At 60.9% G+C, this 13,922-nt stretch carries 14 protein-coding genes; 9 read left to right on the forward strand and 5 right to left on the reverse strand.

Annotation, left to right across the window (positions count from 1 at the left end):
• Positions 1 to 11 precede the first annotated feature (11 nt).
• Both ACW9UO_RS08850 and glpD read right to left on the reverse strand, forming a co-directional pair.
• Complete coding sequence (locus tag ACW9UO_RS08850) at positions 12 to 1,100, reverse strand: ABC transporter ATP-binding protein (protein WP_457085456.1); 1,089 nt, start codon at positions 1,098 to 1,100, stop codon at positions 12 to 14.
• A 14-nt stretch (positions 1,101 to 1,114) separates the two neighbouring features.
• Entirely contained in the window at positions 1,115 to 2,713 is a 1,599-nt protein-coding gene (glpD, locus tag ACW9UO_RS08855) for a glycerol-3-phosphate dehydrogenase (protein ID WP_457085457.1), read from the reverse strand.
• 258 nt (positions 2,714 to 2,971) lie between these two features.
• On the opposite strand from glpD, the gene ACW9UO_RS08860 reads away from it, so the two are divergent.
• From ACW9UO_RS08860 to ACW9UO_RS08900, 9 genes are all read left to right on the forward strand, one after another.
• On the forward strand, positions 2,972 to 3,736 hold the full coding sequence (locus ACW9UO_RS08860; protein ID WP_457085458.1) for a DeoR/GlpR family DNA-binding transcription regulator: 765 nt from the start codon (positions 2,972 to 2,974) through the stop codon (positions 3,734 to 3,736).
• Positions 3,737 to 3,861: 125 nt separating this feature from the next.
• Positions 3,862 to 4,326, forward strand: a complete 465-nt coding sequence (locus ACW9UO_RS08865) for a GbsR/MarR family transcriptional regulator (protein WP_457085459.1) — start codon at positions 3,862 to 3,864, stop codon at positions 4,324 to 4,326.
• A 21-nt stretch (positions 4,327 to 4,347) separates the two neighbouring features.
• The gene (locus ACW9UO_RS08870; protein WP_457085460.1) at positions 4,348 to 5,493 is read left to right on the forward strand and encodes an efflux RND transporter periplasmic adaptor subunit; all 1,146 of its coding nucleotides are present in this window, start codon (positions 4,348 to 4,350) and stop codon (positions 5,491 to 5,493) included.
• Positions 5,490 to 8,615, forward strand: a complete 3,126-nt coding sequence (locus ACW9UO_RS08875) for an efflux RND transporter permease subunit (RefSeq protein ID WP_457085461.1) — start codon at positions 5,490 to 5,492, stop codon at positions 8,613 to 8,615. The genes ACW9UO_RS08870 and ACW9UO_RS08875 overlap by 4 nt, the downstream gene beginning before the upstream one ends.
• Positions 8,616 to 8,759: 144 nt before the next feature.
• Positions 8,760 to 8,924, forward strand: coding sequence for a hypothetical protein (locus ACW9UO_RS08880; RefSeq protein ID WP_457085462.1), 165 nt, complete (start codon positions 8,760 to 8,762; stop codon positions 8,922 to 8,924).
• 20 nt (positions 8,925 to 8,944) lie between these two features.
• Positions 8,945 to 9,478 (forward strand): hypothetical protein, encoded by a 534-nt coding sequence (locus ACW9UO_RS08885; RefSeq protein WP_457085463.1) that lies wholly within the window; start codon positions 8,945 to 8,947, stop codon positions 9,476 to 9,478.
• The gene (locus tag ACW9UO_RS08890) at positions 9,475 to 9,876 is read left to right on the forward strand and encodes a phage holin family protein (protein ID WP_457085464.1); all 402 of its coding nucleotides are present in this window, start codon (positions 9,475 to 9,477) and stop codon (positions 9,874 to 9,876) included. Before ACW9UO_RS08885 ends, ACW9UO_RS08890 begins: the two co-directional genes overlap by 4 nt.
• Positions 9,866 to 10,288: a DUF3618 domain-containing protein gene (locus tag ACW9UO_RS08895; RefSeq protein WP_457085465.1), complete on the forward strand. Its 423-nt coding sequence runs from the start codon at positions 9,866 to 9,868 to the stop codon at positions 10,286 to 10,288. The genes ACW9UO_RS08890 and ACW9UO_RS08895 overlap by 11 nt, the downstream gene beginning before the upstream one ends.
• A gap of 41 nt (positions 10,289 to 10,329) precedes the next feature.
• Positions 10,330 to 11,037, forward strand: coding sequence for a hypothetical protein (locus tag ACW9UO_RS08900; protein ID WP_457085466.1), 708 nt, complete (start codon positions 10,330 to 10,332; stop codon positions 11,035 to 11,037).
• Positions 11,038 to 11,472: 435 nt separating this feature from the next.
• On the opposite strand, the gene ACW9UO_RS08905 is transcribed toward ACW9UO_RS08900, so the two are convergent.
• The 3 genes from ACW9UO_RS08905 to ACW9UO_RS08915 are packed head-to-tail and all read right to left on the reverse strand — an operon-like array spanning position 11,473 to position 13,906.
• Positions 11,473 to 13,185 (reverse strand): sensor histidine kinase, encoded by a 1,713-nt coding sequence (locus tag ACW9UO_RS08905; RefSeq protein WP_457085467.1) that lies wholly within the window; start codon positions 13,183 to 13,185, stop codon positions 11,473 to 11,475.
• Complete coding sequence (locus ACW9UO_RS08910; RefSeq protein WP_457085468.1) at positions 13,185 to 13,745, reverse strand: RNA polymerase sigma factor; 561 nt, start codon at positions 13,743 to 13,745, stop codon at positions 13,185 to 13,187. The genes ACW9UO_RS08905 and ACW9UO_RS08910 overlap by 1 nt, the downstream gene beginning before the upstream one ends.
• The gene (locus ACW9UO_RS08915) at positions 13,742 to 13,906 is read right to left on the reverse strand and encodes a NepR family anti-sigma factor (RefSeq protein WP_457085469.1); all 165 of its coding nucleotides are present in this window, start codon (positions 13,904 to 13,906) and stop codon (positions 13,742 to 13,744) included. Before ACW9UO_RS08915 ends, ACW9UO_RS08910 begins: the two co-directional genes overlap by 4 nt.
• Positions 13,907 to 13,922: the final 16 nt, after the last annotated feature.

Consider the following 13,922-nt stretch of genomic DNA (forward strand, 5'->3'; position numbering starts at 1 on the left):
TCTGCTCCTCCTCAAGCGGCCAGAGCGTAGGCAGCAGGCGCGATAAGCTTGCCGTCTTCGCCAAAGATATAAACGTGACGCGGGTCGAGCCAGACATCGAGCCGTTCGCCCAAGGCCAGATTGTGCACGCCGTGGATCAGACCAACCCAGCGTTCACCGAAGTGATCGAGGTGGATAAACGTTTCTGAGCCGGTCAGTTCGGTCACCGAAAGCTTGGCCGCGAACTGCATCGCATCTGCGGAATGCTTCTGTATTTCCAGGTGGTTGGGGCGGAAGCCCGCAGTATAGTTGCCATCAGGAAGCTGCGCGAGCCGGCCCGTCGCCTGTGCGGATTGGCCATCGCCGAATTGCAGCGCGTTGCCGGACTTTGACACCTTAAGAAAGTTCATAGGCGGGTCGGAAAACACCCGCGCCGTGGTCGCATCGACCGGCTGGCGGTACACCTGCGGCGTCAGCCCGAATTGCGTCACCTTACCCTCCCACAGGGCTGCGGTGTTGCCGCCCAAAAGCAGCGCCTCTTCGGGTTCGGTGGTGGCATAGACAAAGATTGAACCGGATTTTTCGAAGATCTTCGGGATTTCGACCCGCAGTTCTTCGCGCAGTTTGTAATCGAGGTTGGCCAGCGGCTCATCGAGCAACACAAGACCGGCGTTTTTCACCAAGGCCCGCGCCAAGGCGCAGCGCTGTTGCTGCCCGCCCGACAGTTCCAAAGGCTTGCGGTCGAGCATCGGGCCAAGCTTCATCAGGTCGGCGCTTTCGCGCACCCGGCGATCGGTTTCCTTGGCATCGACGCCCATCAATTTCATCGGCGAGGCGATGTTGTCATAGACGGTCATCGAGGGGTAGTTGATGAACTGTTGATAGACCATCGCAACCTTGCGATCCTGGACGCGCATCCCGGTAACGTCTTGACCTTCCCACAAAACCTTGCCGGTGTTGGGCACATCCAGCCCTGCCATCAGCCGCATCAGCGATGTCTTGCCCGAGGATGTTGGCCCCAGCAAAACGTTCATCGTTCCGTTTTGCAGCGTCAGATCGGTGGGATAGATATGCGTCTGCCCCTCTACCGATTTCGACACGCCCTTAAGTTCCAGCGTCATCGCGGATCTCCTCCCTATTCCGCCGCAGCGGTCGCGGATTGGCGGTGTGTCGCCATCCAGTCGTTCAGTTGTTCGATTTGCGCCGCGCTCAGCCGAAGGCCGAGCTTGTTGCGCCGCCAGACCACATCTTCGGCGGTTCGGGCGTATTCATGGGTCATCAGCCAGATCACTTCGCGTTCGCTCAGCGTGGCGCCGAAATCGCGGCCAAGATCTTCGGCAGAGCTGGCCCCCTCAAGGATGCCTGCCGCGTCGGTGCCATAGGCCCGCACAAGGCGCAGCGCCCAGAAATCGGTGAGGAACGCAAAGCGGGATTGCAGGTCCGACACCAGCCGGCCAACGCCATCCACCGGGAAATCGCCCCCCGGCATCGGCACGCCCGCGGTCCACGGGCCTTTGGCGACAGTCAGATGTTCGCCAATCTTCTCCATCGCGCTTTCGGCCAGCCGTCGATAAGTGGTGATTTTTCCGCCAAAGATGTTGAGGATCGGCGCGCCGCCCTCGGCATCCACCTTCAAGGTATAGTCCCGCGTTGCCGCTGTGGCACTAGATGCGCCATCGTCATACAGAGGGCGCACACCGGAATAGGTCCAAACAACATCCGCGTTGTGCAGCTCTTGCTCGAAATATTGGTTGGCGAAGTTCAGCAGGTATTTGCGTTCTTCGGGCGTGCATTCGGGCTTTTGCGACGGGTCGTTGTGCTCGGCGTCGGTGGTGCCGATCAGGGTGAAATCCGTCTCATACGGAATGGCGAAAATGATCCGGCCATCGGTGCCCTGAAAGAAGTAACATTTGCCATGATCATAGAGCTTGGGCAGGATGATATGGCTGCCCCGGACAAGCCGCACGCCTTCGCGCGAATTGATCCGAACCTTGCTTTGGATAATGTCGCCCACCCAAGGGCCGCCGGCATTCACCAACATCCGCGCAAAGTGGGTTTCCGTCTCGCCGCTTTCGGTATCTTTCGTTTCGATGCGCCATTGATCGCCGTCTCGTTCGGCAGACAGCACCTTGGTGCGGGTCATGATCCGCGCACCACGCGCCTCGGCGTCGCGGGCATTGAGCACCACAAGCCGGGAGTCTTCGACCCAGCAATCGGAATACTCATAGGCCTTCTCAAAGCGTTTCTCGAGCGGCGCGCCTTCTTTGCTGTCCTTGAGCGACAGAGTTGACGTGCCCGGCAGGATCTTGCGACCGCCAAGGTGGTCATACATGAACAAGCCAAGCCGGATCAGCCAGGCCGGGCGACGGCCCTTCATCCAGGGCATGAACAGGCTCAAAAGCTTGGAGGTCGGCGTTTCGGATTCGAAGCGCATGTCCTTGTGATACGGGAGAATAAAGCGCATTGGCCAGCTGATATGCGGCATGGCGCGCAGCAATGTTTCGCGTTCGATCAGCGCCTCGCGCACCAGCCGAAATTCGAAATATTCGAGATAGCGCAGACCGCCATGAAACAGCTTGGTCGAGGAGGAAGACGTGGCCGAGGCCAGATCATTCATCTCGGCCAACCGAACACTCAGACCGCGCCCAGCCGCATCACGGGCAATGCCACATCCGTTGATGCCGCCGCCAATAATAAACAGATCTGTAACGCTGTTAACGTCGCGATGTGCCACGCGATTCTCCCCCCTTGTGTCCCGAGGTTTTTATCGCGCGAATACGCTCGCATATCAACCATTTTGTTTTCGTTTATGTTCCTTTTTCCGCAATACCCTCTTTTCCATAAGAAATTTCTTATGGCCTCGGGCGGTAAAATGCGCGGAACGGTGAGTATTTCCCGGTTCCGCAGTTGTCAGCGGCGCAAATTCGGCGGTACCATGCGGGTATATCCTCAAAAGTGCAGTCACTCAGGGCAGGCGAAGGAAACCGAAAATATGTCGCAAACCTTTCGGCATCCGGAAATTCTCGAAATTGCCCGCCGCGAGGGGAAAGTCACCGTGGATGGGCTGGCCGAACATTTCGGTGTCACGCTTCAGACCATCCGGCGCGACCTGTCCGATCTGGCCGACGCGGGTCGGCTTGAACGGGTGCACGGCGGGGCTGTTCTGCCGTCTGGTACCACAAATATCCGTTACGAGGAACGTCGCTCGCTGAACGCGGCCGCGAAATCCGCGATCGCGCAGGCCTGTGCCGCGCGCATTCCGCACGACATCTCGCTGTTTCTGAACATCGGCACCTCGACCGAGGCGGTGGCGCAGGAATTGCTGCATCACAGCAAGCTGATGGTGGTGAGCAACAATATGAACGTCGCCAATATCCTCGTCGCCAACCCCGATTGCGATATCATCGTGACCGGCGGCAGCCTGCGCCGCGCCGATGGCGGGCTGGTTGGCAATCTGGCCGCCGACACCATCAGCCAGTTCAAATTTGACCTTGCCGTTGTTGGCTGTTCCGCGCTCGACGAGGACGGCGATATGATGGATTTCGACATCCAAGAGGTCAACGTCAGCCGGGCGATCCTGCGCCAATCGCGCAAGACGTTTCTGGTGGCCGACCACACCAAATTCAGCCGCACCGCCCCGGCCAAGATCGCCTCGCTCGCCGATGTCGATGCGTTTTTCACCGACCGCCCCCTGCCCCGCGATCTGACCGAAGCCTGCAAGACTTGGGGCACTGAGGTTATCGTTTCCGGTTCGTAAACATCTGTCGGATAGACCAAGAGCATCGCGGCTCACAACGTCGCGTCACTTTGTTCAGTCATGATTGAACAAAGTGACGCAGCTCTGTAAAGGTGGCCGCCAACACCACGCTTGCGGAGACTTCGATGGCCACGCTCGACCAGACCAAAGATGACTTTATCGAAAAGATCGGCCTGATCGCGCAGGGCGAGGGGCTTCCGCGTATTGCGGGACGGGTCTTTGGGCTGCTGGTTTTTGAGGGTGCGCCGATCACGTTTGGCACCTTGGCCAAGCAGCTACAGGTGAGCCGCGGCAGTGTCAGCTCTAGCATGCGCCTCCTTCAAGAGCGGGGATTGGTGAAGCGGCTGGCCAAGCCGGGCGAGCGACAGGAGTACTTTGAACTCGCGGCCAATCCCTATGTCACGCTGCTCGAAGGCGCGCGGCGCAACACCCGGCAGGCGCGGGATGACATTCTCGAAAGCCTAGAAAAACTGCCCAAAGAGGAAGCGGATGTGCGCAAGCGCCTTGGCGCCTATGCGGACTTTTATGATGCAATCGACGACGGGCTTGCCAACGCCGTCACCCGCCTTAATGGCACAAAAGGCGCGTGATCCGCCGAAAGTCAGGATATCATGACAGATAATACCCAAGCTTCGGCCACGCCGGAACCGCTCAACTTCACGTCAGACAAAGGGGCCTCGCGGTCCTTCTGGGTGGCGTTGATCCTTACAGTGCTGATCGTCGGCTGGATGGGCAGCGGCTTTGTTCTGCAGTCCGCACCCGAGGCCGAGGTTCTCGAACGCGGCACGCCGCAGCCGGTGGCCGTCTCGGTCATGACCTCCACCGCCGAACCCGTGACCCAGTTCTTTCAGGCCGAAGGGCAGGCCCTGCCCGACCGGGACACCCCGATCCGCGCCGAAACCTCGGGGCAGATTGCCGAGGTTCTGGTGTCCAAAGGCGAGGACGTGGCCGCCGGGGCCGCCATCGCCCGGTTTGAAACCTCGCAGCGCGAGGCGGACCTTGAGCGTGCCAAAGCCGAGCTGGACCGGGCGCAACGCGAGTACGACAATGCCAGCGCCCTGCGTGAACGTGGCGTGACAACTGCGGATCGCGTGGCTGAAGCGCAGGCCAGCCTTGCCAGTGCCCGCGCCCAGATCACCGTCGCCGAGGAAGCCTTGAACAACACCACAATCGTTGCGCCGTTTGCCGGGCGGATCGAGGGGCTGGACCTTGAGACCGGGGAATACATTCAATCGGGCGGGCAAGTGGGCCGCATTGTTGACAACACGCCGCTGACCATCGCCATTCAGGTGCCGCAGCAATCGCTGCGCCAGTTGCAAAACGGCCAACCCGCGCGCGTGCAGTTCATCACCGGCGAAACGCGCGAGGGGTCGGTGGCCTTTGTCGGCACCTCCGCCGCGAGCGAAACCCGCACTTTTCTGGCCGAGATCGACGTGGCCAACACCGATGGCGCAATCCCTGCCGGCATTTCTGCGGAAATCCAGATCCCGGTGCGCCAGGTCGACGCGCATTTCCTCTCGCCCTCCATCGTGTCGCTCAACACCGACGGCGCGATTGGCGTCAAAACTGTGGACGACAACAATATCGTGCGCTTCTTTCCAATCGAGATTGTGCGGGCGCAGATTGATGGCGTCTGGGTCACCGGGCTGCCTGATGAGGCGCAGCTTATCGTGGTGGGCCAAGGCTATGTGAACAATGGCGAAACCGTCCGACCCCAGGCCGATGTTCGCACCGCAACGGCAGAGGCCGCGCAATGAACACCCTGATCGACGCCGCCTTTTCGCGGACCCGCGTCGTTGTCCTTGCATTGGTGATGCTGCTCGCGGTCGGGGCCTTTGCCTATGTGTCGATCCCGAAAGAGGCCAACCCCGAGGTGCCCCTGCCGCTGGTCTATGTCTCGACCGGCCTCGACGGCATCAGCCCGACAGACGCCGAACGCCTGCTGATCGAACCACTGGAGACCGAGTTCGCCTCGATCACCGGCTTGGACCGGATGGAGAGCCACGCCGCAGAAGGATTTGCCAGCGTGCAGCTTGAGTTCCTGCCCGGCGGCGACGCGCAAGAGGCGCTCGACAAGGTGCGCGAAGCGGCAGACCGGGCGGCGGGCGAATTGCCCGAAGACGCCTATGACATCTCGATCAACGAGATCAACACCGCGCTGTTTCCGATCATCACCGCGATCCTGTCTGGCCCTGTGCCCGAGCGCACGCTGAACCAACTGGCCGAAACCCTTCAGGAAGAGGTCGAGGGATTGGGCGGCGTGCTCGAGGTCGACATTGGCGGCAAACGCGACGAATTCCTCGAAGTGCTGATCGATCCGACGGTGTTTCAGACCTATAACCTGTCGTTTGACGAGGTGATCGGCCAGATCCAGCGCAACAACCGGCTGATTGCGGCCGGCGCGATCGAAAGCGGTTCGGGGCGCATCGTGCTCAAGGTGCCGGGGCTGATCGAGGGGCTTGAGGATGTGATGGCGATGCCGGTCAAGGTGCGCGACGGCACCGTTGTGACCTTTGGCGATGTCGCCACGATCCGACGCGCCTTTGACGATCCGACCGGCTTTGCCCGGATCAACGGCCAGCCCGCGTTGGCGCTTGAGGTCAAGAAACGCTCGGGTGCCAACATCATCGAGACGGTGGCCGAAGTGAAGGCCCGCGTGCAGGAATTGCAGGCGGATTGGCCCGAAACGGTCGAAGTGACCTTCCTTCAGGACCAGTCCGCGCAGGTGAAATCGCTGCTCTCGGATCTTGAGGCCAACGTGATCGCCGCCGTGATGCTGGTGATGATCGTGATCGTCTTTACGCTGGGCTTTCGCTCTGCGATCCTTGTCGGCCTCGCCATTCCCGGCGCGTTCTTGGCCGGGGTTACAGCTCTGTGGATGCTGGGTTTTACCATGAATATCGTGGTTTTGTTTTCGCTGATCCTCGTGGTGGGGATGCTGGTTGACGGGGCGATTGTCACCACCGAACTGGCCGACCGCAAGTTGCAGGAAGGCGCGACCCCGCGCGAGGCTTATGCCTACGGTGCCAAGCGCATGGCCTGGCCGATCATCGCCTCAACGGCGACTACGCTCAGCGTGTTTTTCCCCCTGCTGTTCTGGACCGGTATGGTGGGCGAATTCATGAAGTTCCTGCCGATCACGGTGATCCTGACGCTGTTTGCCTCATTGTTCATGGCGCTGATTTTCATCCCGGTGATGGGCGGGTGGATTGGCAAACGCCAGCCGCAATCGGCCAAGGCCAAGGCCGCGTTGTATGAGGCCGAAACAGGTGATCCGCGCCGTATGGGCGGGTTTACCGGCGGCTATGTGCGGATGCTGGAATGGGCGCTCCTGCGGCCCGGCGCGACGTTGATGCTGTCGGTTGCCATGCTGCTCGGCGCGTTCGGGTTGTATGGTCAGCTGGGAAAGGGCGTCAGCTTTTTCCCCTCGGTCGAGCCTGATTTCATGCAGGTGCAGGTGCGCGCGCGCGACAACGTGTCAATCTATGAACGGGATCGGCTGGTGCGTTTGGTGGAAAACCGGCTGTTGAATTATGACGAAATCGCAAGCGTTTACGCGCGCTCTACCATGAGCGCGGGCGGCGGTGACGAGGAAACAATCGGCACAATCCAGCTTGAGCTTACCGATTGGGACACCCGGCGCACCGCTGCCAAAATCGGCGAAGAGATCCGCGCCGATGTCTCTGACATTGCCGGGATCGACGTGCAGGTGCAGACCGAAAGCGGCGGCCCGACGGCGGGCAAACCGGTGAACTTGCAGCTGCGCGCCTCCAACCCCACGGCGCAGGCGGCGGCGGTCGAACAGGTGCGCGATATCATGGCGCGGATCGGCGGCTTTACCGATGTGACCGACACCCGCCCCCTGCCCGGCGTCGAGGTTTCGATCAACGTTAACCGCGCCGAGGCCGCGCGCTTTGGAGCCGATGTCAGCCTTCTGGGGCAGGCGGTTCAGCTTTTGACCCAAGGCATCAATGTCGCGAGCTATCGCCCCGAAGACATCGACGGCACGCTCGATATCCGGGTACGGTTCCCCTATCAGGAGCGGTCGTTGGCAGAGCTCGGCAACCTTCGGGTGCCCACCACCTCTGGCCTTGTGCCGATCTCGAACTTCGTCAGCTTTTCCCCGTCTGAGCGGATCGGCACCATCCGCCGGATCGACGAAAAGCGCGTTCTGACGGTCGAGGCCAACGTCGCCCCCGGCGTTTTGGTCAACGATCAGGTGATTGCTTTAACGGCAGCTCTAGAGGCGGCAGAGCTGCCCGACGGCGTGACCTATTCCTTTGCCGGTGAGGCCGAGGATCAGACCGAAGCGATGGTGTTCCTTGTCGGGGCCTTTGCCTCGGCGATCTTTCTGATGTTTGTTATCCTGCTGATGCAGTTCAACAATTTCTATCAGGCTTTCGTCGTCATGAGCGCAATCATCTTTTCGGTGGCCGGTGTGCTCTTGGGGCTGATCATCACCGGGCGGCCCTTCGGCGTGGTGATGGGCGGCATCGGGGTGATCGCGCTTGCCGGGATTGTGGTGAACAACAACATCGTCCTGATCGACACCTACAACGAGCTGAAAGCCGCCGGACGCGCGCCATTAGAAGCGGCCTTGCGCACCGGAGCACAGCGTCTCAGACCGGTGGTGCTGACGTCGGTGACAACCGCGCTGGGGCTGATGCCGATGGTGATCGGGCTTAACATCAACTTCTTTACAAGGGACATCGTCTATGGCGCGCCCTCCACGCAGTGGTGGACCGAACTCTCCAGTGCCATTGCGGGCGGGCTTGTCGTGGCAACACTGCTGACCCTTATCGTGACCCCGGCGATGCTGATGCTGGGGGAAAAACGCGCCGCTCGGCGCGCGCCCACACCGGCCCCACAGCCGGGCTAAGCCCATCGCAGCCGCCGAAGATCGGGAAAATTGACCCCGGTTCGACCGGCCAAAAGCCACGCCGCGCGCAGGAAATTCTGCGCGCGGCGCTTGGCGTTGCACCGTTTTCGGCCTTGCCCAGACGCGCCGCATTGCACAAGCGCTTTGCTGTTTCTCGTTCCCACCGACGGAACCAAATCGATTTGTCCGCGTTTACTCGATGAAGGCGGCACAGGGTCGCCAAAGGGAAAGGGTACCGAGATGCACGGGATTTTCTACATCATTGGCGTTGTTGTTGTCGTACTGGCCATCATCAACTTTATCGGCTGATCACAAGGGAGGATTAATCCATGACCACCACCAAATCGAAGTCCACGACCACCGCGTCCTCTGGCACAGAGAAGCTGAAATCCAATGCTGCTGCGTTGGCTGACTCGGCGCGGGAAACCGCAACTGATATGGCGCAAACCGCTGCACAACAGGCGCAGGACACCGCAGAGCACGCAAAAGACAGCGTCGCGCACGATGTTTCCGGCGTCGCAACCGCCCTGCGTTCGGCCGCCAAAGACATGCGTTCGGGCAGCCCGCAAGAGCGCACCATTGGCCAGCTCGCCGAAGGCCTCGCAGAAGTCTCCGACGCCATCCGCGACAAAGACCTCGGCACCATTGTACGCGATGCCAACGATCTGGCCCGCCGCAACCCCGCCTTGTTCCTCGGTGGCGCTGCACTGCTCGGCTTTGCCGCGACACGTTTCGCAAAAGCGTCGCAGCCTGCACAAACGCAGCACGCCGCACATGATGCGCCGATGGCCGCAGGTGGCCAAGCCTACACCGGCACTGGCCCAGCAACCACTGGCCCCGCATCCACACGGAGGACGTCATGAGGCACGAAAACCCAAACCGGGACACAGCAACGCTGGTCTCTGACACGCTGAACGCCGTCACATCCTTGGTACGCGGCGAGGTCGATCTGGCCCGCGCCGAGATCTCGGAAAACCTGAACAAGGCCGGTGTGGCCATTGGCCTGATCGTCGGTGCCGTTGTTGTCGCGCTGGTTGCGCTGCACGTTCTTGCCGCCGCGCTGGTCGCCGGGTTGACCGAGGCTGGCATGGACGCTGGCTGGGCTGCTCTGCTCGTTGGTCTTGTCTTTGGCGGCATCGCTGCCGGGATGATGATGAAAGGTCTGAGCGATCTGCAACTGTCGAGCCTCGCGCCGACACGCACCGCCCGCAACGTCCAGCGTGATGCCTATGCTGCAAAGGAGGCTTACAATGGCGAATAACACCCGCTCTCCGAACGAAATCGAGCGTGAAAACGCCGAGCACCGTGCCGCCCTGGCCGCCAATATTTCGGCCCTGCGCGACAAGCTTTCGGTCAAAAGCATCGTTGGTGATGCGGTCGAAGAGGTGCGCGCGCACAGTGGCGAAATCGGCAAGTCGTTCTCGTATACCTTGCGGGAAAACCCGGTGCCTGCCACGCTGATCGCGGTTGGCCTTGGGTGGATGATGTTCAGCCAGCGCCGCAACGGTTTCGCCGGTCCGCCGCCGCAACTGCCGGCGCTGCGCGAAGACACCAGCCTCGTTGTGGCCGAACCGCGCCCCACGCCTCCTCCGCCCGCCACACCCCGCCGTGTGCCGAGCTGGGCCGCTGAAGACGCATCGAAATGGGATGACGATATCGTGGGCCGCCGCTGATTGCGGACCGAGACCCCGAAATCTTTCAAGAGGATAAAGCAATGTCGAACACCACACACAGACCCGGCCAGCCTGTTGGCCAGACCACCCCGAAAAGCCATGATCCTTCGGTGAAGGACCGCGTGTCGGACAGCGCAAACGATGCCAAGGACAAGATCGCCGATACCGCGGCCAATGTCCGCGACAGCGCCGCACAGACCAGCGAAAACCTTCGCTCGCGTGCCGCTGACACCAGCGCGCAGGTGCAAAACAAGATCGCGGAAGGCACTGAAATGCTGACCGAAGAGGCGCGTGCCCGCGTTGTGGCCGCACGCCGCCGTGCAATCGATGCACACCGCTCTGCCAAAGTGCAGGCCAGCCGTGGCGCCGATGCCCTGTCGAGCTTTTACCAGCGTCAGCCGCTGGTGGTTGGCGCGCTTGCGCTTGCTGCTGGGGCCGCGATTGCCGGCATGCTGCCGCGCACCAAGGTCGAAGACGACTATATGGGCGAGCACAGCGACCGGCTTTACGAAGAGGCCGAGCGGGTGTTCCAAGAAGAAACGCGCAAGCTGCAAGCCGTCGCAGGTGCCGCGCGCGACGAGGCGGAAAAGATTGCTGGTGAGTTCAAGAACGATCTCGACAGCGGTGCCCCCGGCGACCAGACAGTGACCGAGGCGCTTGCGAACACCGCCAAATCCGCGGGCAAACGTGTGGCAGGTGCCGCGCGTGACAAGGCCGACGACGAAAAGCTGGGAGAGCCGACAGCCTAATTTACACAGGTTGTTCGCCCCAGAGAAGCCGGGCTCCCTCACGGGAGACCCGGCTTCTGCTTGTTTAGAGGGTGGTTGGCGCGGCTTGAAATGACCCTGTGCTGGCCCTGTGCTGACGGCCGTATGACGCGCGCTCCTCGCCCCCGCCTCACACCCAAGATCACGGCATTGCGCCTGCGCCCACCACGCCGATGGGTGCCCGCCAATCTACCTTGCGTGACCCACCCACCAGAGCACGCCAAATCGGCGCAACCATCGTGACCTGAGCGGCGTGAAAGCGGTGCGTCGGGCTGGTGGGTGTGGCACGAGCGATAGCCAAGGGAGCCAACGACCCGGGCCAATCAAGGACGGTATAAAAGCGGGAGAGGCCGTCTTGCGCCGCAACACATGGCCGGTGAGCCATACGCTGGGAGCACCGCCGGGCGGACAGGGCCGTTAGTAATCCGTGCCCTGCTGAATGAAGTCAGTCGCCTCAAACGTGACTTTGACAACATAGCGGTCCGGCTCTGCATCGACCACCAGCTCGCCGCCGACCTGCGCGGCGAAGGCGCGGATCAGATTGGCACCGACGCCGTGTTCATACTGCTTTGCCGCTTCAACCCTACAGGAGTTCGCCACAACCAGCGTACACACCATGCCGTCGATCTCTAGCGATACGTCGATCCAGCTGGCCCCTTCGGCATCGGGCACATTGAACTCAAGCGCGTTGCGCATCAGTTCCGACATCAACAGCGACAAAGGCGCGGCCTGATCGGGGTAGAGCACCAGCGGATCAAGATGCACGCGGTGGGTGACTGGATTGACCTGGCCAGAGGCCAGAATGCGGCTGTTATCAACGATTTCGTGCAACAGCTTAGAGGCATCCACCCGCCCGCTTTCGCGCATTTGATAAAGGTTTTCGTGGATCGTCGCGAGGCCAAGCACCCGATCTTGCAGCCGGCCAACAACTTCGCGGGTTTCCGGGTTTTCCGTCTGGCGCATCTGGATGCTCATGATCGAGGTGATCAGTTGCAGGTTATTTTTGACACGGTGATGCACCTCTTTGATCAACACGTTTTTAGAGCGCACCGTGTCGAGCAATTTGGCTTCGTCATGCAGGATGCCGTGCGCCATCGACTCGAATTCGGCCTTGATCTCCATAAGCTCGGACGACATCTGCCGTGTCGATTTAGACACCCGCAGATCGCGGTCGCGGCCAAAGCGCCGCATCCGTTGGCCAAGATCGCGCACGTGATGCATCACCAGACGGTTCATCGCAAACATCGCCACGGCAAGGCTGGCCAGCCACATCAGGACCGGGAACAGAATGGGAGACACCCGAAGGCCCAACGTGCTCGCGCCGCCACCGCCATGATCCCAGATCACAACCGCATAAAGCGCGTCGGGAACGATGGCCGCCACGGAATAGGTGCGTGTGGCCCCAAGTCCGTTGGTCGCGCGAAACACCGGTTCTTCTGGCTTGAAGCTGGCAAGAAAGCCGTCGCGCGGCAGTTCGTTTGCCAGGCTCTCACGCTGGGCAGGAGAGGTATAGATATTGCCGCGCACGTCCGATGTGACAGCGCCAAGAAACCGTGGGCCCTGGGATTTGATGTCCAGCACCGGCGCGATGTGGATCAGCGTGATGACGATATAGCCGTTGGTCGAGTCCGACAGGACCGGGTGCGCAACCCGGATTTCCGGGGTGTCGCTCTCGGCCCCGCCCATCGCCATATAGGCCGTCGGCTTGGCCACCAGCGACATCTGCTCCATCGCGTATGTGCCGGCCAAATCGGGCGTGCGGCCCGAGGCGGAACACAAAGTTTCCCCCGAGGCGAGCACAAAGGACGCCTCACTGACCCGGTCATTGCCGCTGACGTATCGGTTCAGCTGCGATTGGCACAGGTTGCGGTTGTTCACGAACTGGCTCGACATCCCGGCAAAGGCACCCGCCGCGCCCAACGCCCCCTGCACAATGCCACGCTCATTCAGCACCGCCCGCTCGGTCGATGACCGCAACGACAGGGCCGAAAAGGCGCGTGCCTCTTCGGTGACTTCGCGGGTTTGCCAGACCGAGATCAACCCGATCGGCAACAAAGCGATCGAGAGGAAAATGAACGTCTGAACCGCAAGGCTGCGATACCAAGGAGCGTCTGAGCCGTGTAATTTCATCAGAAAGGCGTGCTGCCACCTGCGGCCACAACCGCGAGTGTCGCGCTGTCCGTCATCCCTGCGGGGTCTTCGCCCTTCTCGAGGTGCAGCAATTCGGCAAGCTTCACCCGGCCACGATTGACGCGGCTTTTGATCGTTCCAACGGCGACGCCGCACATGTCGGCGGCTTCTTCATAGGTGAACCCAGAGGCCCCCACGAGGATCAAAGCCTCACGCTGTTCGTCGATCAACATGTCCAGAGCGCGGCGGAATTCCTGCATCTGCAAGCGTCCGTCATGCGCCGGCTTCTCGGCGACGCGGCCCGCAAAAATACCGTCGACATCGGAAACCTCACGGTTTGCTTTGCGACGGCTCGAATAGAAATTGTTGCGCAATATCGTGAAAAGCCAAGCACGCAGGTTGGTGCCCACTTCGAATTTATCGATATTGGACCACGCTTTAACGATGGTATCTTGTACCATGTCGTCAGCTGTGGCGCTGTTGCGGGCAAGACTTATCGCGAATGCCCTTAGCGCCGGTAGATGCTCTACCAGCTCATCACGTGGATTTTTCGCGGTCATTCTGCTATCTCCGCTTCCCCGCCGGAGGATTGAAGCTTGGATAGCAAGTCTTTGAAACGGTCCGGCAGCTCTTCGCTGGCCAGCTCGTTATATACTTTTCTCAAGTTGTCATCGATCATCGCAGCGGCGTCCCGCGGATCTTCTTTACTGTATTTCGACATATCTAGCCTCTGCGCA

It is taken from the genome of Marinovum sedimenti, from assembly GCF_054052205.1.

Coding starts and splice junctions, on each gene's coding strand:
- ACW9UO_RS08885 (WP_457085463.1), top strand. CDS start 8,945: ATGACCACCACCAAATCGAAGTCCACGACCACCGCGTCCTCTGGCACA.
- ACW9UO_RS08915 (WP_457085469.1), bottom strand. CDS start 13,906: ATGTCGAAATACAGTAAAGAAGATCCGCGGGACGCCGCTGCGATGATC.
- ACW9UO_RS08890 (WP_457085464.1), top strand. CDS start 9,475: ATGAGGCACGAAAACCCAAACCGGGACACAGCAACGCTGGTCTCTGAC.
- ACW9UO_RS08900 (WP_457085466.1), top strand. CDS start 10,330: ATGTCGAACACCACACACAGACCCGGCCAGCCTGTTGGCCAGACCACC.
- ACW9UO_RS08870 (WP_457085460.1), top strand. CDS start 4,348: ATGACAGATAATACCCAAGCTTCGGCCACGCCGGAACCGCTCAACTTC.
- ACW9UO_RS08860 (WP_457085458.1), top strand. CDS start 2,972: ATGTCGCAAACCTTTCGGCATCCGGAAATTCTCGAAATTGCCCGCCGC.
- ACW9UO_RS08850 (WP_457085456.1), bottom strand. CDS start 1,100: ATGACGCTGGAACTTAAGGGCGTGTCGAAATCGGTAGAGGGGCAGACG.
- ACW9UO_RS08895 (WP_457085465.1), top strand. CDS start 9,866: ATGGCGAATAACACCCGCTCTCCGAACGAAATCGAGCGTGAAAACGCC.
- ACW9UO_RS08865 (WP_457085459.1), top strand. CDS start 3,862: ATGGCCACGCTCGACCAGACCAAAGATGACTTTATCGAAAAGATCGGC.
- ACW9UO_RS08910 (WP_457085468.1), bottom strand. CDS start 13,745: ATGACCGCGAAAAATCCACGTGATGAGCTGGTAGAGCATCTACCGGCG.
- ACW9UO_RS08905 (WP_457085467.1), bottom strand. CDS start 13,185: ATGAAATTACACGGCTCAGACGCTCCTTGGTATCGCAGCCTTGCGGTT.
- ACW9UO_RS08875 (WP_457085461.1), top strand. CDS start 5,490: ATGAACACCCTGATCGACGCCGCCTTTTCGCGGACCCGCGTCGTTGTC.